We start from the raw sequence: 18,626 nt of genomic DNA on the forward strand, positions 1-18,626 counted from the left end.
TCTCCGGCGGCGCCCGACCACGAACGGCGCCGCCGGGCCTCCATCCCGACACCCGATCGCTCCCCCATACTGACGGGGGCCACACTCCCACCGGCGGAAGGCAAGGCTAGACGTGAACACCGACACCCTCGAGGTCGTGATCGGAACCGGAGCGCTCTCGTTCGAGGACGTCGTCGACATCGCCCGGCGCGATGCGCGCATCCGGCTCGACGACGAGTCCCTCGCCGCGATGGCCGCCAGCCGGTCCGTCATCGACGCCCTCGCCTCCGACGTGCAACCGCACTACGGCGTCTCGACCGGCTTCGGCGCGCTCGCCTCGAAGCAGATCCCGACCGCGCTGCGCGCCCAGCTGCAGCGTTCGCTCGTGCGCAGCCACGCCGCCGGATCGGGTCCCGAAGTCGAGCGCGAGGTCATCCGCTCGCTGATGGCCCTCCGGCTCTCCACCCTCGCCACCGGCCGCACCGGAGTGCGCCCGATCGTGGCACAGACCTACGCCGACGTGCTCAACGCCGGCATCACGCCCGTCGTCGGCGAGTACGGCAGCCTCGGCTGCTCTGGCGACCTCGCGCCGCTGGCCCACTGCGCCCTCGCGCTGCTCGGCGAGGGCGAGGTGCGCGTCGGCGGCGAGCTCCTGCCCGCCGCGGAAGCGCTCGCGGCCGCAGGCATCGCGCCGCTCGAGCTGCACGAGAAGGAGGGCCTGGCCCTCATCAACGGCACCGACGGGATGCTCGGGATGCTGGTGCTCGCCATCACCGACCTGCGCGACCTGCTGACGATGGCCGACGTGGCCGCCGCCATGAGCGTCGAAGGGCTGCTCGGTACCGACTCCGTCTTCGCCGACGATCTCCAGCAGCTGCGCCCGCATCCGGGACAGGCGGCCTCGGCGAAGAACATGCGGGTGACCCTGGCCGGGTCGCCGATGCTGTCCCGCCCCGAGGGCTTCACCCGGGTACAGGATGCCTACTCCCTGCGCTGCGCGCCCCAGGTGCACGGCGGCGTCCGCGACACGATCGAGCACGCCGCGACCGTCGCCGGCCGCGAGCTCGCCTCCGCCGTCGACAACCCCGTCGTCACGCTCGACGGCCGGGTCGAGTCGAACGGCAACTTCCACGGCGCCCCGGTGGCCTACGTGCTCGACTTCCTCGCCATCGTCACCGCCGACCTCGCGAGCATGAGCGAGCGGCGCACGGATCGCTTCCTCGACCCGTCGCGCAACCACGGGCTCAACGCCTTCCTCGCCGACGACCCCGGTGTGGATTCCGGGCACATGATCGCCCAGTACACGCAGGCCGGAATCGTCAGCGAGCTCAAGCGGCTCGCGGTTCCCGCCTCCGTCGACTCGATCCCCTCCAGCGCGATGCAGGAGGACCACGTGTCGATGGGCTGGGCCGCGGCCCGCGCCCTCCGGCGCTCGATCGACGGCCTCTCCCGCGTGATCGCGATCGAGCTGCTCACGAGCGCCCGCGCGATGGACCTGCGCGCCCCGGTCTCGCCCTCCCCCGTGTCGGCCGCGGTCGTCGCCCGCCTCCGCAGCGAGGTCGAGGGCCCCGGCACCGACCGGTACCTCGCCCCGGAGATCGCCGCCGCCCACCGCCTGCTCGTCGACGGGTCGCTGCTCTGCGCCGCCCGCGCCGCCACCGAAGGAGACCTCGTATGACCGGCCCCCGCCCCGTCCGCGCATTCCGCGGCACCCAGCTGAACACCCTGGGCTGGCCGCAGGAGGCGGCGCTGCGCATGCTGCAGAACAACCTCGACCCCGAGGTCGCCGAGCACCCCGACGAGCTCGTCGTCTACGGCGGCTCCGGCAAGGCCGCCCGCGACTGGGCGAGCTACGACGCGATCGTGCGGTCGCTCACGACGCTGAAGGGCGACGAGACCCTGCTCGTGCAGTCCGGCAAGCCGGTCGGCGTGATGCAGACCCACGAGTGGGCGCCCCGCGTGCTGCTGGCGAACTCGAACCTCGTCGGAGACTGGGCCAACTGGGACGAGTTCCGCCGCCTCGAACTGCTCGGTCTCACGATGTACGGGCAGATGACGGCCGGATCCTGGATCTACATCGGCACCCAGGGCATCCTGCAGGGCACCTACGAGACCTTCTCGGCGGTCGCCGCCAAGTCATTCGGCGGCACCCTCGCCGGCACGATCACCCTGACCGGCGGACTGGGCGGGATGGGCGGCGCGCAGCCGCTCGCCGTGACGATGAACGACGGCGTCGCGATCTGCGTCGACGTCGACCCCTCGCGCATCGCCCGCCGCATCGAGCACCGCTACCTCGATGTCGAGGCAGGCTCCGTCGAGCACGCTCTCGAGCTCGCCTATGCGGCCCGGGATGCGCGACGGCCGTTGTCGATCGGTCTGCTCGGCAACGCGGCGACCGTCTTTCCCGAGATGCTCGCGCGGAACGCCGAGATCGACATCGTCACCGATCAGACGAGCGCCCACGACCCGTTGGCGTACCTCCCGGTCGAGTACGCCTTCGACGACTGGGCCGAGGCGCGGAAGGACCCGGGCTTCATCGACGCCTCGCGCCAGTCGATGGCCCGCCAGGTCGAGGCGATGGTCGGCTTCCAGCGCGCCGGCGCCGAGGTCTTCGACTACGGCAACAACATCCGCACCGAGGCGAGGACGGCTGGGTTCGCCGACGCGTTCGCCTTCCCGGGCTTCGTGCCCGCCTACATCCGACCGCTCTTCGCTGAGGGCCGGGGTCCGTTCCGCTGGGCGGCGCTCAGCGGCGATCCGAAGGACATCGCGGCCACCGACCGGGCGGTGCTGGAGCTGTTCCCCGAGAACCGGTCGCTGGAGAAGTGGATCCGGATGGCGGGGGAACGCGTGCACTTCCAGGGCCTGCCGGCCCGCATCTGCTGGCTCGGCTACGGCGAGCGCGACCAGGCCGGGCTGCGCTTCAACGAGCTGGTCGCCTCGGGTGAGGTCTCCGCCCCGCTCGCGATCGGCCGCGACCACCTCGACGCCGGCTCCGTGGCCTCGCCGTACCGGGAGACCGAGTCGATGATGGACGGGTCGGACGCGATCGCGGACTGGCCGCTGCTGAACGCCCTGGTCAACACCTCCTCCGGCGCCACCTGGGTCTCGATCCATCACGGGGGCGGTGTCGGGATCGGCCGCAGCATCCACGCCGGTCAGGTCTCCGTCGCCGACGGCACTCCGCTGGCCGCCGAGAAGCTGGCGCGGGTGCTGTCGAACGACCCGGGGATGGGCGTCATCCGGCACGTCGACGCCGGCTACCCGGAGGCGACGGCCGTCGCCGACCGGCTCGGCGTCCGTATCCCGATGCAGGAGGGCTAGTGTCGCCGGTCGGTCTGCTCGACGAACTCGCCGCGGTCGGGCGCAATCCGCGCTCGGGCGGGTACGACCGCCTCGCCTGGACCGGTGTCGACGCCGAGTGCCGCCTGTGGTTCGAGCAGTGCGCCGCGGCCCTCGACCTCGAGGTCGAGACGGATCGGAACGGCAACCTCTGGGCCTGGTGGAACGAGTCGGCCCCCGGGAGCGTGCTGCTCCTCGGGTCGCACCTGGACAGCGTGCCCAGCGGAGGAGCCTTCGACGGCCCGCTCGGCATCGCCTCGGCGTTCGCCGCGATCAGCGACCTGCAGCGTGACGGCTTCCGCCCCGGTCGCCCGGTCGCCGTCGTGGCCTTCGCCGACGAGGAGGGGGCGCGGTTCGGCGTCGCCTGCGCCGGATCGCGTCTGATGACCGGCGCGCTGTCGCCCCGGGACGCCCTGTCGCTCCGGGATGCCGACGGCACCACGCTCGCGGAGGCACTCCGCTCGGCCGGCCGGGATCCGCGGAGCCTCGGGGCCGACCGGGCGCGGATGGATCGCATCGGCGAGTTCGTCGAGCTGCACGTCGAGCAGGGACACCTGCCGACCAGCGTGGGCGGCCCGGGGCTCGGTGGCGCGCCGCTCGGCCTCGCCACCCAGATCTGGCCGCACGGGCGGTGGCGGGCCGACCTGCACGGCATCCAGAACCACGCGGGCACCACCCCGCTCGCCGACCGTCGCGACCCCATGATCGCGCTGGCCGAGCTGATCCTGGCGGTCCGCGCCGGGGCGGAGCGGGCCGACGTGCTCGCCACTGTCGGCAAGATCTCGGTGCACCCCGGTGCCGTCAACGCGATCCCCGGGCTCGTCTCGGCCTGGGTCGACGTGCGCGGCGAGAGCGAGGCCCGGCTGCGCACGCTCACCGAGTCGGTCGGGGGGCTGGTCGAGGAGTCGTGGACGGCCGCGACGCTGTTCGACACCGAGTTGACGCAGGCCGTCTCCGGGGTGCTGGGCGGGGACATCCCGCTGCTGCCGTCGGGAGCGGGTCACGACGCCGGGGTGCTCGCGCTCGCCGGGATCCCGACCGCGATGATCCTCGTGCGCAATCCCAGCGGCATCTCGCACGCCCCCGAGGAGTTCGCCGAGCCGGACGACTGCGCGACCGGCGTCGACGCGCTCGTCGCCGTGCTCAGGGCGCGCGCGTCGTGAGCGTCTTCTGGGCCGAGGCGGCAGTGCTCCCGGGGGGCATCGCCGAACGGGTGCGCATCGACGAGGCCGGCGGGCGGATCGTGTCCGTCCGAGCGGATGCGGAGCCCACCGGCACCGTGCTGCGCGGCCTCGTCCTCCCCGGTCTCGCGAACGGGCACTCCCACGTCTTCCATCGCGCGCTCCGCGGCACGACCCACGCCGACGGCGGCACCTTCTGGAACTGGCGCGAGCGGATGTACCGGGTCGCCGCGAGCCTCGACCCGGACGGCTACCGCGAGCTCGCCACGGCGATCTTCGCCGAGATGGTGCTCGCCGGGTACACGGTCGTGGGCGAGTTCCACTACCTGCACGGCGTCGGCGACGGGGCACGGCAGGACGGGGCGATGGAGGACGGGGCGATGGAGGAGGCCGTGCTGGAGGCCGCCGCGGCCGCGGGCATCCGGATCACCCTGCTCGACACGCTGTACCTGCAGGGCGGGGTCGGTGCGGCCCTGCGGCCGGAGCAGGCGCGCTTCGGTGACGGCACCGTGGCAGCCTGGGCGACACGCCGGGCGGGCGTGGCCCGATCGCTCGAGGCCGGATCGTTCGAAGCTGGATCGTTCGAGGCCAGACCGCTCCAGTCCGGGTCGCACGTGCCTTCGTCGGCGACCGCCCGCATCGGCGCCGCCATCCATTCGGTGCGCGCCGTCGCACCGGCGGCCATCGCCGAGGTCGCGGCGCTCGACCTGGCCGTCGTGCACGCCCATGTCTCGGAGCAGCCCGCCGAGAACGAGCAGGCGATCGCCGAGTGGGGCGCGACCCCGGTCGAGCTCTTCGCCGAGCTGCTCGGCGATCGCTTCACCGCCGTGCACGCGACGCATCTGACCTCGAGCGACGTCGCCGCCCTCGGGACGAGTTTCGCGTGCTTCTGCCCGACCACCGAGCGCGACCTGGCCGACGGCATCGGTCCGGCCCGCCGGCTCGCCGACGCGGGCGCCCGACTCACCCTCGGCAGCGACCAGAACGCGGTGATCGACCCCTTCGAGGAGCTCCGCGGCCTCGAGATGCACGAGCGACTCGCCAGCGGCCGGCGCGGGCGCTTCGACCCGGCCGAGCTGCTGCGCATCGCCGGCGCGAACGGCTACGCCTCGCTCGGCTGGGACGAGGCGTCACTCAGCGCCGGCTCGCTCTGCGACCTGGTCGCCGTCGCCACCGACTCCGTGCGCACCGCGGGCTCCGAGCTCGGCCAGCTCTGGCTGTCGGCGACCGCAGCCGACGTCTCTACCGTCGTCGTCGGCGGTGACATCGTCGTCCGCGACGGCCGCCATCGTCTCGGCGACGTCGCCGGCCTGCTCGCCACGGCCATCGGGAGGACCCGGGCATGACCACCGTCATCGATCGAATCGGACTGCTCGTCACCCACGACCCCGAACGACCCCAGCGCGACGACGCCGCGGTGGTGATCGACGGCGGCGAGATCGTCTGGGTCGGCGACTCGGCCGATGCGCCGGCCGCCGACGAGCGCGTCGACGCGGCGGGCCGGTGCGTCATCCCGGGCTTCGTCGACAGTCACAGCCATCTGGTCTTCGCCGGCGACCGCGCCGACGAGTTCGAGAGCCGGATGGCGGGACGCCCGTACACGGCCGGGGGCATCCGCCGCACCGTCGCCCTCACCCGCGCCGCCGACGACGAGGCGCTGCGCGGGACCGTGAGGCGTCACGTGGCCGAGATGCTCCGGCAGGGTACGACGACGGTCGAGATCAAGGGCGGCTACGGGCTCACGGTCGAGGACGAGGCGCGCGGGCTCCGGATCGCTCGGGAGTCCAGCGGGGAGACGACCTTCCTGGGGGCCCACGTCGTGCCGCCGGAGTATGCCGACGATCCAGCCGGGTACGTCGATCTCGTGACCGGCCCGATGCTCGCCGCCGCCGCGCCCTTCGCCCGCTGGATCGACGTCTTCTGCGAGACCGGGGCCTTCGACGTCGACCAGGCGCGCGCCGTCCTCACCGCCGGGATCGGCCACGGCCTCCAGGCCCGGATGCACGCGGCCCAGTTGGGCCCGTCGGGCGGGGTGCAGCTGGCCGTCGAGCTGGGGGCGGCCTCCGTCGACCACTGCACCTACCTGACCGACGCCGATGTCGACGCGCTCGCGGACTCAGACACGGTCGCCACCCTGCTGCCCGGGGTCGAGTTCTCGACCCGCCAGCCCTATCCGGATGCGCGACGGCTGCTCGATGCCGGCGTCGCGGTGGCACTGGCGACCGACTGCAATCCGGGGTCCAGCTACACCTCGTCGATGGCCTTCTGCATCGCCGTGGCCGTCCGCGACATGGGGATGACCCCGGCCGAGGCGCTCCGGGCGGCGACGGCGGGCGGAGCGGCCGCGCTCCGCCGCACCGACGTCGGCGTGGTGCGCGTCGGAGGCCGCGCGGATCTCGTGCTACTGGACGCCCCTACCTACGTGCACCTCGCGTATCGCCCGGGGGTGCCGCTGGTGGCGCGCACCTTCAGCGCGACCCAGGAGCGCTAGGGGCTGCAGTGACCGTGGCGCCGGCAGCGGCGCTGGCGGCGCCCTCGGGCCCCCGCCCCCGCCCGATCACGCCCGGCGGGCTGCCGGCTCGGAGAAGAGCAGGTCGATGCGGTCCGACCCGAAGATGCGGTCGCCCGTGATCAGCGCCAGTCCGGTCACCCCCGCGAACTCGCCGAGCTGCGAGAGCGAGATGGTGAGGTTGCGGGTCGCGAGCGGCTGCGAGCGCTGGTAGACCCGCTCCCGCACGCCCGAGAGCAGCGCCTCGTCGCAGTCCGAGAGCCGGCCGGAGACGATGATGCTCTCGGGGTTCAGGATGCTGACCAGGTCGGCGACCGCGTCACCGAGCACGCGGCCGGCCTGGCGGACCAGGCGCACCGCATCCAGGTTGCCCTGCTTGACCAGGGTCACGACCTCGCCCACGTCGGCCGCGTGCACACCGAGGAGGCCCAGGTCGCGGATGATGGCCCAGCCCCCGGCGTAGGCCTCGACGCAGCCGACGTTGCCGCAGCGGCAGGGCAGCGGGTCGGCCGAGTCGGCGACCGCGGCCCGGGTGTGGCCGATGTCGCCCGCGGCGCCCTCGCCGCCCCGGATGATCTGGCCGTTGAAGACGAGGCCCGAGCCGATGCCCGTGCCCACCTTGAGACTGATCAGGTTGTCGTGGCCGCGGGGCCGGGCCTCGGCGACGGCGCGGGAGTTCGCGTCGTTCTCGACCACGACGGCGGCCCCGTAGCCGGAGAACCAGCCGGCGATGTCGAAGCCGTCCCAGCCGGTCATGATCGGCGGGTTCACGACGCGCCCGGCGGCGAACTCGACCGGGCCGGGCACGCCGATGCCGACGCCCCAGACGGGGCGATCCAAGACCGGGCGGTCCACGGCGGGTCGGCCGTCGGCCTCCGGCGAGGCGAGCAGCTCGGCGAAGCAGGCGTCGACCGCGGCGAGCACCGGCTCCGGGCCCTCCCACACGTCGATCGTGCGACGTCGATGCGCGAGCGGCGTGCCGCCCAGGTCGCAGATCGCGGCGACGAAACCGGTGGCGCCGATGTCGGCGGTCAGCAGCACGGCGCGCTCCCGGTTCAGCGCGAACCGGCTCGACGGGCGGCCACCGGTCGACTCGGCGCCGCCGATCTCGTGGATCAGCCCGAACTCGTGCAGCGCGGTCAGCCGCTGGTTGACCGTCGACCGTGACAGGCCGGAGAGGTCGATGACGTCGGTGCGGGAGAGTTCCCCGTGTTCACGGAAGAGCGCCATGACCTCGCCGACGTGGGTTCTCACATCCTTCACTTTACGCAGAGCTCCATTGCCGTCGTCATCACTGATGCGCCCAGTGTATACACACGTTGATCTAAAAGTCAGGAGACTTTCGGTTGCAATTAGACAAAAGTGCGCGTAGTTTCACTGAGGACGGCACGCAGTGGTGCCCCGACACCAAGGATCACAATGTTCAGCAAAGACGCAACATGGATGCGCACCGCCCGCATCGCCGTCCCTCTCGGAATCGCGGCCCTGGCCCTCGCCGGCTGCTCCGGCTCGGGCGACTCCGGCTCCGGCTCCGGCTCCGGCTCCGGCTCGACCAAGGTCGCGGCCGTCATCAAGGGCCTGGACAACCCCTTCTTCCAGGCGATGGAGTCCGGCATCCAGGGCGCGGCCGACACCGACGGCGTCGACGTCACCATCCAGGCCGCCTCCGACATCGGCGACACCACCGGCCAGGCCGACAAGCTCACCGCCCTCGCGGGCCAGGACTTCGGCTGCTTCGTCGTCAACCCCATCTCCGGCACCAACCTCGTGCAGGCTCTCGCCACCGTCGGCCAGGCCGGCAAGCCGATCGTGAACATCGACCAGCCGATCGACTCGAGCGCCGCCTCCGCCGCCAACCTCGACATCGCCACCTACATCGGCACCGACAACGAGGCCGCGGGCGGCAAGGCCGGCGACTTCGTCAAGGCCCAGGTTCCGGCCGGCTCCGAGGTCGCGATCATCGGCGGCATCGCCGGCGACGTCACCAGCGGCGCCCGCGTCGACGGGTTCAAGGCCGCTGTCGGGAGCGACCTGAACATCATCCAGGAGTCGGCCGCCGACTGGAAGCGCGAGGTCGCGCTGACCCAGGCCACCGACATCATCGCCGCCAACCCGAACATCAAGGCCTTCTTCGCCGCCAACGACGACATGGGCCTCGGCATCGTCAAGGCGATCGAGAACGCCGGCAAGACCGGCACCATCACGGTCGTCTCGGTCGACGGCAACCAGGATGCGCTGGAGTCGGTGAAGGCCGGCGGCCTCTCCGCCACGGTGGCCCAGTACCCCTACGCGATCGGCTCGCTCGGCCTCCAGGCCTGCGAGGTCGCGACCTCGGGCGGCACGCTGCCGAAGACCATCGAGTCGCCGACGGCCCTGGTGACCAGCGCCGAGGCCGACCAGGCGATCGCCGCCTTCCCGCAGCCGTTCGCGCCGTTCGAGAACCCGCTCGAGTCACTCCTGCCCACCCCGGCCGCCACGAACTAGTTCCCCCGGCGGGGGAGCCGGGCCAACCGCTCCCCCGCCCCCGTTCCCAGTCAGAAACCGGCATCCATGACAACGACAGAGCAATCCCGCCCCGGGCCGCTCCAGACGATCGGCGCCCACGCCCGGCAGCTCAGCTTCTGGGCCGAGAACGCCGCCCCGATCGGCCTGGTGGCCCTGGTCATCGTCTTCTCCATCCTCAGCCCCACCTTCCTCACCCTCGGCAACATCAAGGCCATGCTGGTCGCGGCCGCCATCCTGGTCATCCTCGCGATCGGCCAGACCTTCGTCATCACCACCGGTGGCATCGACCTCTCGATCTCGGCCACGATGACCTTCGGGGCGATCGGCTTCGGCCTGGCGTTCTCGAACGGCTTCGGGTTCTGGCTCTCCGCGCTGATGGCGGTGGTCGCTGCGCTGGTGATCGGCCTGATCAACGGCCTGCTGATCGCCAAGGGCAAGGTCACCGACTTCATCGCCACGCTGGGAACGCTCTCGGTCGCGACGGGCCTCGCGCTCATCGTCTCCGACGGCAAGCCGATCACGGTCTTCAGCCCCGAGCTGCTCACCCTGACCTCCGGCGCGATCGGCATCTTCGGCTTCCCGATCATCCTCGCCGCCGTCATCGCCGTGCTGGCCTGGTTCTTCATGTTCCGCACCCGGTTCGGCCTGCACGTGCAGGCCGTGGGCGGCAACGAGGAGAGCGCGGTCGCCAACGGCATCAGCGCCTCACGGATCCGCATCGCGGTCTACCTCATCTCGGCGGGCCTGGCCGGCATCGCCGCCATCCTGCTGGTCGCCCGCGTCGGCGCCGCCGAACCCGCGATCAACACGCAGTTCCTGCTCAACTCGATCGCCGCGGTCGTGCTCGGCGGGGTCAGCCTCACCGGTGGCAAGGCGAAGATCGTCGGCCCCGTGATCGGCGCCCTGCTCCTCACGGCCCTCACCAACGGGCTGACGCTGCTCGGCGTCTCGCAGTTCTACCAGCCGCTCGCCGTCGGACTCGTCGTGGTCCTGGCCGCCCTACTCACGAGGTTCCAAAAGAAATGACCGACACCTACAACACCCAGCCCGAGGGCTCGCCGCACACCGGCCGCACCCAGGCCCGCGACTTCATCCTGCAGGCCACCGACATCAAGAAGTCGTTCGGCGGCGTGCACGCCCTGAAGGGCGCGTCGATGACCATGCGCCGCGGCGAGATCACCGCCCTGATCGGCGACAACGGCGCCGGCAAGTCGACCATGGTGCGCTGCCTCTCCGGCATCCACCGCCCCGACTCGGGCACGATCGTGCTCGACGGCAAGCCGGTGACCTTCGAGAACCCGGTCGCGGCCATCAACCAGGGCATCGAGACGGTTCAGCAGAACCTCGCGCTGGTCGAAGACCTGACGGTCTGGCAGAACTTCTTCCTCGGCCGCGAGAAGACCCACGGCTTCGGCCCGTTCCGCACCCTCGACCGCAAGCTGATGAAGACCACGGCCGGCGACCTGCTGAAGAACCTCGCCGTCAACGTGCCGCCGGTCACGAGCAAGGTGCGCCGGCTCTCCGGCGGTCAGCGCCAGGCCGTCGCGATCGCCCGGGCCGCCGGCTGGGGCTCGAAGATCGTGATCATGGACGAGCCGACCGCCGCGCTCGGCGTGCAGGAGACCGCCCGCGTCGAGGGCGTCATCAACTCGCTCCGCGACTCCGGGGTGGCCGTGCTGCTGATCAGCCACAACTTCGACCAGGTCATGCGGCTCTCCGACCACGTCTGGGTGATGCGCGCGGGCATGGCCGTCGCCGAACGGCGCACGGCCGAGACCAGCGGCGACGAGCTCGTCGCCCTGATCACCGGCGCCAAGGCGGCCTGACCGTGGTGTTCGACCTCCGCATCCCGTTCCGGCGGGCGGCGGCCGATTCGGCGATGCCGCTGGGCGTCCACGCCGGGCTGTGGGTGGCCGACTGGTCGCCCACCTCGGCCCGGCGGGCCGTCGAGGGCAGTGCCGCCGCGGGCTACCAGCTGATCGAGATCCCGGTTCCGGATGCGGCGGACTCGCTCTCGCTCTCCCCTCAGGAGACCGTGCGCCTCCTGGAGGGCACGGGCCTGGACGCCGTGGTCTCCCTCGCCCTCGACGCCGCCTCGGACATCAACACCGACGACCCGGCACTCTCGGCCCGCGGCGAGGCCCGGCTCCTCCGCGCCGTGGAGTTCGCCGAGGCGATCGGCGCGAACTACGTCGGCGGCGTGACCTACTCGGCGATGACCAAGTACACGCACCCGGCCACCGAGGCGAGCCGGGGGAACTCCCTGGCCGTGCTCACCCGGGTCGCCGAGACGGCTCGTCGGGCCGACGTGCGGATCGGCCTCGAGTACGTCAACCGCTACGAGAGCAACCTGCTGAACACCGCCGCCCAGACGGCCGCGTTCATCGACGAGCTCGCCGAGCGCGGCGCCGACAACGTGCTGCTGCACATCGACACCTTCCACGCCAACAGCGAGGAGCTCTCGCTGGCGGCCGCGGTGCACGACGCCGGTGCCCGGCTCGGCTACCTGCACCTCTCGGAGAGCCACCGGGGCCTGATCGGCACCGGCACGCTCGACTGGACCGGCCTGTTCGAAGCCCTGACCGGCAGCGGCTACCGCGGGCCGCTCACCGTCGAGTCGTTCTCGCCCGCGGTGGTCTCCGCCGCCACCCGCGACCTGATCGGCGCCTGGCGCACGCTCTGGATCGACCCGGCCGACGCCGCGCGCGAATCGGCACGCTTCCTGCGTGCGCGGCTCGACGCATCCACTCTTCTCACCCCCACCAACTGAAGGAACCGTCATGACCACGAACCAGCTCGGAGTCCACGCCCTCGTCTTCTCCGGCGGAACCACTCCCGCCGAGGTCGACTACATCATCGCCGAGACCAAGAAGGCCGGTTTCGACCTGCTCGAGCTCTCGCTGCACGACTCCGCCAACCTCGACGTGCCCGCGGCCCGGGCCGCCCTGGAGGCCGCCGGCCTCGGCGTCGTCTGCTCGCGCGGCCTGGCGTTCTCGGCCGACGTCTCCAGCGACGACCCCGAGGTCGTCGCCCGCGGCGCGAAGCTGCTGCACGACTCGCTCGCCATCACGAACGGCCTCGGCGGCACCCACTTCACCGGTGCCCTCTACAGCGCGCTCGGCAAGTACGGCCACGCCCTCTCGGCGGCCGGCCGCGCCAACGTCGTCGCCGTGCTCAAGGATCTCGCGACCGAGGCGGAGGGTCTCGGGATGACGCTGGGCCTGGAGATCTGCAATCGTTACGAGACGAACGTGATCAACACCGCGGCGGATGCGCTGCGACTGGCCGACGACATCGGTCACGACAACGTGCTGATCCACCTGGACACGTACCACATGAACATCGAGGAGGACGATCTCGTGCGACCCGTGCACCTCGTCGGCGACCGCCTCGGCTACGTGCACATCGGCGAGAACCACCGCGGCTACCTCGGCTCGGGGCACCTGGACTTCGGTTCGTTCTTCCACGCCCTCGACGACATCTCCTACGACGGCCCGATCACCTTCGAGTCGTTCTCGTCGGCCGTGGTCTCGCCGACGCTGTCGAACGACCTGGCGATCTGGCGCAACCTCTGGAACGACGGGCCGGCCCTGGCGGCGCACTCGAAGAAGTACCTCGACACCATCCTCGAGGGAACCCGTGTCGCACTCTGAGCCCCGCACCGCTGAGGGGCTCGCCCCGGAGGCACCCGGCGCCGAGGAGCACGCGCTCGACGCGCTCGCGCGGCGGGCCCTCGCGCTCGTCGGCGCGGACGGCCGGGCCATCCTCGGCATCGCGGGCAGCCCCGGCGCCGGCAAGACCACCCTCGCCCGCACGCTGGCCGACCGGGTCAACGCCCTGAGCGCGGCCGCGGGCGGGCCCGGTGCTCCCTTCGCGGCGCACGTGCCGATGGACGGCTACCACCTGGCCCAGTCGACCCTGGTGCGGCTCGGTCGGGCCGAGCGCAAGGGCGCGATCGACACCTTCGACGGCTGGGGATTCGTCGCCCTGCTCGAGCGGCTGCGCAGCGAGACCGGGCACACGGTCTACGCGCCGAGCTTCGACCGGGCGATCGAGGAGCCGATCGCCGGCGAGATGGCGGTCGAGCCCGAGACCCGGCTCGTGATCGTCGAGGGCAACTACCTGCTCGTCGACCAGGAGCCGTGGAACCGGGTGAAGCCCCTGCTCACCGAGTCGTGGTTCTGCGAGACCGGCGACGAGGTGCGGGTCTCACGCCTGGTCGTGCGGCACGAGATCGGCGGGCGCACGCCCGAGGCGGCGCTCGCCTGGGCCGAGACGGTCGACGGGCGCAACGCCGTGCTGATCGAGTCGACCCTGCCGCACGCCGACCTCGTGGTCTCGGGCGTGACCGGGGAGATCGTCTCCCGCTGAACCCGCCTCAGTAGCGGATCGCGTCGATCACCTTCACCCGCACAGCGACGAGCGCCGGCAGCAGCCCGGCGAGCGCCCCCACCCCGGTCGCGGCGGCCAGCCCCAGCAGGGCCGCCTCGACCGGGAACGGCGGGAAGTCGGTGACCATCCCCTGCCCCACGAAGTCGTGCACGATCGGGCTCTGCACGAGCAGCACGGCCGCCATCACGCCGACCACCCCGGCGGCGACCGTGGCGACCACGCTCTCCATCATCACGGCGAAGAACACCCGCCCGGCCGTCGCCCCGAAGCTGCGCCGGATACCGATCTCCCGCACCCGCTGCTTGACCGTCACGAGCGCGATGTTCACCAGCCCCAGAGCACCGAGAAGCAGCACCAGCACGGCGATGCCGCCGACCACGAGCTTCGTGACCAGGAACGGGTCGTCGCCGTACTGCGCGTAGTCCTGTCGGTAGACGTCGACCTGCGCTCCGTCGCCGAGCGCGGCCTGGAGGTCGCGCTGAACGGCGGCGAGCAGCGGCTCGGCGAGCTCGGGCGGGATCCACATCTCGTACTGCGTCTGCCCGCCGCCGAACGCGGCGTAGGGGTCGGCCGAGGGATCGGTGACGGGTTGCGCCGCCTGCACCACCGCGAGCTGGGAGGCCAGCATGAACATCGCGGGCTCGGTCTCGTAGGTGGCAGCCGGGGTCACCCCGACCACGACCGCGGTGGCGCCCTTCTCCCCGCCCAGGGTGACGGTCGGATGCGTCGCGAGGTCGGGCTGGCCGAGCCGGTCCCAGAACACCGAGTTGATCACGAGCGCCGGGGCGAGCGCCTGCTCGTCGGCCGGGCTGAACCAGTGCCCCTCCGAGATGCGCACCCGGTGCATCTCGCCGTAGGGCTGGTCGACCGCCTGCGTGCCGACCTGCACCACCCCGGTCACGAAGGGCACCGCCTGCCCGGTGGAGACTACGCGACTGGCGTAGTCGATCCGGTAGCGCGCCACCGTCTCGTCCCAGGCGGTGTCGAGCGCCTCGGCGTCGATCGCGCCGCCGTCGGTGGCGTAGGCCGAGACGTACAGCGTGGCGGGCCGCCCGCTCGACCGCTCGCTCAGCTCCTCGTTGGCCTGCTGCACGATCGCGCCGAGCGCGACCACCGTGGTCAGCGAGCAGACCGCGACCGCGACGCCGATCAGCGACAGCAGCACGCGGGTGCGGTGCACCCGCAGCTCCTGCCAGGCCTCGAGCACGGCGCCGAGGAAGCCGGTCAGTGCGCGGCTCATCCGGTCGCCGCCTCGTCTGCGCGGGCGCGCATCCGGTCGTCGGCGGGGGCGTCGACTCGGGCGCCGGCCGGGACCTCCGCCGGCGCGTGGGCGGGGGCGTCCGCTCGACCGCCGGCCGCAGCATCCACCAGCGACTCGGCCGGGGTCAGGATGCCGCGGTCGAGCCGGTAGTGCGTGCGCGACCGGGCCGCGATAGACGGGTCGTGGGTGATCACGACCAGGGCCGCGCCCGTGCGGGTCGCCACCTCGTCGATCAGCTCCATCACGCTCTGCCCGGTGTCGAGGTCGAGGGCGCCGGTCGGCTCGTCGGCGAGGATCAGCCGCGGCCCGCGCACGAGCGACCGCGCGATCGCGACGCGCTGCTGCTCGCCGCCGGAGAGCCGGTCGGGCAGGCTGTCGACCCGATACCCGAGGCCGACCTGCTCGAGCATGTCGGCGGCGAGCTGCCGGCGCCGCCAGAACTGCCGCCCGCTCGCGTAAAGCAGCGGCATCGCCACGTTCTCCAGCGCCGTGCGGCCGGCCAGCAGGTTGAACTGCTGGAAGATGAAGCCGATCTGCGCCCCGCGCAGCCGGTCGCGGCCGGCACCCGAGTAGCTCTTGACCGGCCGGTCGTCGAAGGCGAGCAGGCCGCTCGTGGGCAGGTCGAGCAGGCCCATCAGGTTGAGCAGGGTCGACTTGCCCGAGCCCGAGCGCCCGACGATCGAGATGCGGTCGCCGCCCTCGACGGTCAGGTCGACGCCGTTCAGGATGGTCAGGGCGGGCTGGTCCGGCGGCAGCACCGTCCGCGTCACGTCCTCCAGCCGCAGCAGGCTCACGCGGCCCGCCTCATCGGACGGGCTCGGCGCAGACCATGCCGCCTCCGGGCTGGGTCATGCAGCCGTCGCCGTCCGGCACCGCGAGCGCACCGGGCGCGAACTCGAGGATCTCCTCGCCCTCCGTCAGGCCGCCCGTGATCTGCACCTGGCTGCCGTCGCTGAGGCCGAGGCCGACCGCGCGCTCCTCGGTGCCGCCATCCGGGGTCGACACCCAGACGGTGCCGTTCTGAGCGGCTCCGCGCACCGCGGTGGTCGGCACGACCAGCACGTTCTCGGCCTTGCCGCCGGCGATCGTCATCTCGGCCGCGAGGCCGGAGAAGACGGTGACCCCCTCGGGCACCGGGCAGGTCACGGTCGTGCCGGAGCCCGATCCGCCGCCGGTCGAACCGCCGCCGCCGCCTCCGATGCCGACGCCTGCGCCCGTGCCGGCACCGGAGCCACCGGTGTCGTCGCCGGTGCTCCCCGGCAGCGGGGTCAGGATGCGCAGCCCCGTGCAGACGAAGGGCGCCGGCCCGCCGGTGATCGCGATCGAGGCCTCGGTCGGCTGGTTCACCAGTCGGTACTGCTGGGCGGGTTCGATCGAACCCGAGACCGAGAAGCTCGGCGGGGCGATCTGCCCCGCCGTCATCCCGATCGTGACCGATTGGCCCGGGATGACGGAGAGCGAGCTGAGGATGCCGCCGGCCGCCGCGGTCACCTTCTCGTAGCGGAAGATCGCGGGCAGCGGCTTGCCCTCCGCGTCCACGGAGGCGGCCGGGTCGCGCACGATCTCGACCTTGACGTCGAAGACGGTGTCACCCGCCGCGATAGGCGCCCCGGTGGCGACGAAGATCTCGTCGACGGTGCCGGCGGCGGTGGACTTGACGGGCACCGCCGCATCCGCCGACACCGTGGCCTTCACCACGACGTCGTTCGTGATGGTGCCGAGGGTCGCGGCGATGCGCGGCTCGACGAGCTCACCGGTGGGCACCGCCGGGTCGGCCTCGACCGGCTGGTCCGGGAAGAAGGCGAGCTTGCCGAGGGCCACCGCGATCACCCCGATGATGACGATGCGGATGATCGGCAGCACCCATTTCCTGACGACTCCCACGTGCTTCCTCCCCGGCCGCGGACGCGATCCCCGCGGGCACCAGGCCACCCTATTGGACGGGTGTGGCGGGGCGGGGTGAGTACCCAGCCAACTAAACATTCATAAATGTATAGTTACAGACATGACCGCTCTCTCCGCCCGCCGCCGCTGGGTGCTGCTCGCCACGGTCTCGACCGGACTGCTGCTGATCACCCTCGACAACTCGGTGCTCTACACCGCCTTGCCCACACTGACCCGCGAGCTCGGCACCACGAGCACCGAGAGCCTCTGGATCATCAACGCCTACCCGCTCGTGATGGCGGGGCTGCTGCTGGGCGCAGGGACCCTCGGCGACCGCGTCGGCCACCGCCGGATGTTCGTGATCGGCCTGGTGATCTTCGGTGCGGCCTCGGCGTTCGCCGCCTTCTCCCCCGTGCCGCTCGCCCTGATCGCGGCGCGGGCCCTGCTCGCGGTCGGCGCGGCCGCCATGATGCCGGCGACCCTCGCGCTCATCCGGGTCGCCTTCACGGACGAGCGCGAGCGCAACATCGCGATCGGGCTCTGGGGCAGCCTGGCGGTCGTGGGCGCCGCACTCGGCCCCATCCTCGGCGGCCTGCTGCTGGAGTTCTTCTGGTGGGGCTCGGTGTTCCTGATCAACGTGCCGGTCGTCATCGCCGCTCTCGTCGCCACGATGCTCGTCGCGCCCCGCGGCGAGCGTCACCCGGGGCGGCCGTGGGATCTGCTCTCCTCCGTGCAGGCGATGGTCGGGCTCGCGGGCCTCGTGGTCGCGGTCAAGGAGGCCGCGAAAGGCGCCGACGCGGCCTGGCCGCTCGTCGGCGGCACACTCGCGGTCGCGGTGGTGGCGTTCTGGTTCTTCGTGCGGCGCCAGCGCCGGTTGCCGTACCCGCTGCTCGACTTCGCGCTGTTCCGGCACCCGGCGGTGCTCGCCGGCGTGATCGCGGCCGGGCTGTCGATGTTCGCCGTGGCCGGCACCGAGCTCGTGACCGCGCAGCGGTTCCAGCTGGTCGAGGGCTTCAGCCCGCTGCAGGCCGGACTCGTGGTCGCGGCCCTGGCGCTCGGTTCGCTCCCCTCGGCCCTGGCGGGCGGTGCGGTGCTGCACCGCACCGATCCCCGCCTGCTGATCGGGGGCGGCTTCGCGGTCGGCGCGGTCGGCACCGCGGTCGCTCCCCTGCTGCTCACCCTCGGCTGGGGGTGGATGCTCGTCGGTCTCGTCGTCGCCGGAGCCGGGCTCGGCCTCGTGATGGCGGCGGCCTCGGCCGCGATCGTCGGGAACGCGCCGGTGCACCGGGCCGGGATGGCGTCGTCGGTCGAAGAGGTCTCGTACGAGTTCGGCAGCCTGACGGCCGTCGCCGTACTGGGCGGGCTGATCCTGAGCGCGTTCGGCGGTGCCGGGCAAGGCGCGGGCGGTGCGGATGCTGCTGGCGCCGCTGGTGCCGACGCGGCGGCCGAAAGCGGATTTCTGACGATCATGATGATCGTGGCGGCCGTGCTCACCGTGGCCGCGGTCGTCACGACCGTCCTGCTCCGGGGCACCCGCGCCGGTACGCTCGTGAACCACTGACCGAGGCTGCCG

The 18,626-nt window shown here is 72.3% G+C and carries 16 protein-coding genes; 12 read left to right on the forward strand and 4 right to left on the reverse strand.

All coding sequences use genetic code 11. The features are described from left to right. Positions 1-112 precede the first annotated feature (112 nt). The 5 genes from hutH to hutI are packed head-to-tail and all read left to right on the forward strand — an operon-like array spanning position 113 to position 6,993. Complete coding sequence (hutH, locus tag AC59HU_RS06085; protein ID WP_497222459.1) at positions 113-1,657, forward strand: histidine ammonia-lyase; 1,545 nt, start codon at positions 113-115, stop codon at positions 1,655-1,657. Then, positions 1,654-3,303, forward strand: a complete 1,650-nt coding sequence (hutU, locus tag AC59HU_RS06090) for a urocanate hydratase (RefSeq protein WP_497222461.1) — start codon at positions 1,654-1,656, stop codon at positions 3,301-3,303. Before hutH ends, hutU begins: the two co-directional genes overlap by 4 nt. Then, positions 3,303-4,484: an allantoate amidohydrolase gene (locus AC59HU_RS06095; RefSeq protein WP_497222462.1), complete on the forward strand. Its 1,182-nt coding sequence runs from the start codon at positions 3,303-3,305 to the stop codon at positions 4,482-4,484. Before hutU ends, AC59HU_RS06095 begins: the two co-directional genes overlap by 1 nt. Beyond that, on the forward strand, positions 4,481-5,848 hold the full coding sequence (locus AC59HU_RS06100) for an amidohydrolase family protein (protein ID WP_497222463.1): 1,368 nt from the start codon (positions 4,481-4,483) through the stop codon (positions 5,846-5,848). The genes AC59HU_RS06095 and AC59HU_RS06100 overlap by 4 nt, the downstream gene beginning before the upstream one ends. Beyond that, entirely contained in the window at positions 5,845-6,993 is a 1,149-nt protein-coding gene (gene hutI, locus AC59HU_RS06105) for an imidazolonepropionase (protein WP_497222464.1), read from the forward strand. The genes AC59HU_RS06100 and hutI overlap by 4 nt, the downstream gene beginning before the upstream one ends. Before the next feature lie 66 nt (positions 6,994-7,059). Here the strand turns inward: hutI and AC59HU_RS06110 are convergent, their stop codons facing one another. Next, on the reverse strand, positions 7,060-8,265 hold the full coding sequence (locus AC59HU_RS06110; RefSeq protein ID WP_497222465.1) for an ROK family transcriptional regulator: 1,206 nt from the start codon (positions 8,263-8,265) through the stop codon (positions 7,060-7,062). Positions 8,266-8,430: 165 nt separating this feature from the next. Between AC59HU_RS06110 and AC59HU_RS06115 the strand changes: the two genes are divergently transcribed. The 6 genes from AC59HU_RS06115 (at position 8,431) to AC59HU_RS06140 (ending at position 13,887) form a co-directional block, all read left to right on the forward strand. Then, positions 8,431-9,495 carry a substrate-binding domain-containing protein gene (locus tag AC59HU_RS06115; RefSeq protein ID WP_497222466.1) on the forward strand — a complete coding sequence of 355 codons (1,065 nt, stop codon included), beginning with the start codon at positions 8,431-8,433 and terminating at the stop codon, positions 9,493-9,495. 66 nt (positions 9,496-9,561) lie between these two features. Continuing rightward, positions 9,562-10,542: an ABC transporter permease gene (locus AC59HU_RS06120; RefSeq protein WP_497222467.1), complete on the forward strand. Its 981-nt coding sequence runs from the start codon at positions 9,562-9,564 to the stop codon at positions 10,540-10,542. Continuing rightward, positions 10,539-11,342, forward strand: coding sequence for an ATP-binding cassette domain-containing protein (locus AC59HU_RS06125; protein ID WP_497222468.1), 804 nt, complete (start codon positions 10,539-10,541; stop codon positions 11,340-11,342). The genes AC59HU_RS06120 and AC59HU_RS06125 overlap by 4 nt, the downstream gene beginning before the upstream one ends. Positions 11,343-11,344: 2 nt before the next feature. Continuing rightward, positions 11,345-12,286 (forward strand): sugar phosphate isomerase/epimerase family protein, encoded by a 942-nt coding sequence (locus AC59HU_RS06130; RefSeq protein ID WP_497222469.1) that lies wholly within the window; start codon positions 11,345-11,347, stop codon positions 12,284-12,286. A 10-nt stretch (positions 12,287-12,296) separates the two neighbouring features. Then, positions 12,297-13,169 carry a sugar phosphate isomerase/epimerase family protein gene (locus AC59HU_RS06135; protein WP_497222470.1) on the forward strand — a complete coding sequence of 291 codons (873 nt, stop codon included), beginning with the start codon at positions 12,297-12,299 and terminating at the stop codon, positions 13,167-13,169. Continuing rightward, positions 13,156-13,887 carry a nucleoside/nucleotide kinase family protein gene (locus tag AC59HU_RS06140; RefSeq protein WP_497222471.1) on the forward strand — a complete coding sequence of 244 codons (732 nt, stop codon included), beginning with the start codon at positions 13,156-13,158 and terminating at the stop codon, positions 13,885-13,887. The genes AC59HU_RS06135 and AC59HU_RS06140 overlap by 14 nt, the downstream gene beginning before the upstream one ends. Before the next feature lie 7 nt (positions 13,888-13,894). On the opposite strand, the gene AC59HU_RS06145 is transcribed toward AC59HU_RS06140, so the two are convergent. From AC59HU_RS06145 to AC59HU_RS06155, 3 genes are read right to left on the reverse strand one after another with little or no spacing between them, the layout of a single operon-like run. Further along, positions 13,895-15,148 carry an ABC transporter permease gene (locus AC59HU_RS06145; RefSeq protein WP_497222472.1) on the reverse strand — a complete coding sequence of 418 codons (1,254 nt, stop codon included), beginning with the start codon at positions 15,146-15,148 and terminating at the stop codon, positions 13,895-13,897. Next, positions 15,145-15,963 (reverse strand): ABC transporter ATP-binding protein, encoded by an 819-nt coding sequence (locus AC59HU_RS06150; RefSeq protein WP_497222473.1) that lies wholly within the window; start codon positions 15,961-15,963, stop codon positions 15,145-15,147. The genes AC59HU_RS06145 and AC59HU_RS06150 overlap by 4 nt, the downstream gene beginning before the upstream one ends. Before the next feature lie 10 nt (positions 15,964-15,973). Next, on the reverse strand, positions 15,974-17,053 hold the full coding sequence (locus tag AC59HU_RS06155; protein ID WP_497222474.1) for a permuted SH3 domain-containing protein: 1,080 nt from the start codon (positions 17,051-17,053) through the stop codon (positions 15,974-15,976). A gap of 121 nt (positions 17,054-17,174) precedes the next feature. On the opposite strand from AC59HU_RS06155, the gene AC59HU_RS06160 reads away from it, so the two are divergent. Continuing rightward, on the forward strand, positions 17,175-18,614 hold the full coding sequence (locus AC59HU_RS06160; protein WP_497222475.1) for an MFS transporter: 1,440 nt from the start codon (positions 17,175-17,177) through the stop codon (positions 18,612-18,614). Positions 18,615-18,626: the final 12 nt, after the last annotated feature.

The organism is Herbiconiux sp. 320_LB, from assembly GCF_059691755.1.

Bases quoted from the DNA above. Each gene is read 5' to 3' on its own strand.
- AC59HU_RS06120 (WP_497222467.1), top strand. From the start codon at position 9,562: ATGACAACGACAGAGCAATCCCGCCCCGGGCCGCTCCAGACGATCGGC.
- AC59HU_RS06115 (WP_497222466.1), top strand. From the start codon at position 8,431: ATGTTCAGCAAAGACGCAACATGGATGCGCACCGCCCGCATCGCCGTC.
- AC59HU_RS06145 (WP_497222472.1), bottom strand. From the start codon at position 15,148: ATGAGCCGCGCACTGACCGGCTTCCTCGGCGCCGTGCTCGAGGCCTGG.
- AC59HU_RS06125 (WP_497222468.1), top strand. From the start codon at position 10,539: ATGACCGACACCTACAACACCCAGCCCGAGGGCTCGCCGCACACCGGC.
- AC59HU_RS06135 (WP_497222470.1), top strand. From the start codon at position 12,297: ATGACCACGAACCAGCTCGGAGTCCACGCCCTCGTCTTCTCCGGCGGA.
- hutI (WP_497222464.1), top strand. From the start codon at position 5,845: ATGACCACCGTCATCGATCGAATCGGACTGCTCGTCACCCACGACCCC.
- AC59HU_RS06160 (WP_497222475.1), top strand. From the start codon at position 17,175: ATGACCGCTCTCTCCGCCCGCCGCCGCTGGGTGCTGCTCGCCACGGTC.
- hutU (WP_497222461.1), top strand. From the start codon at position 1,654: ATGACCGGCCCCCGCCCCGTCCGCGCATTCCGCGGCACCCAGCTGAAC.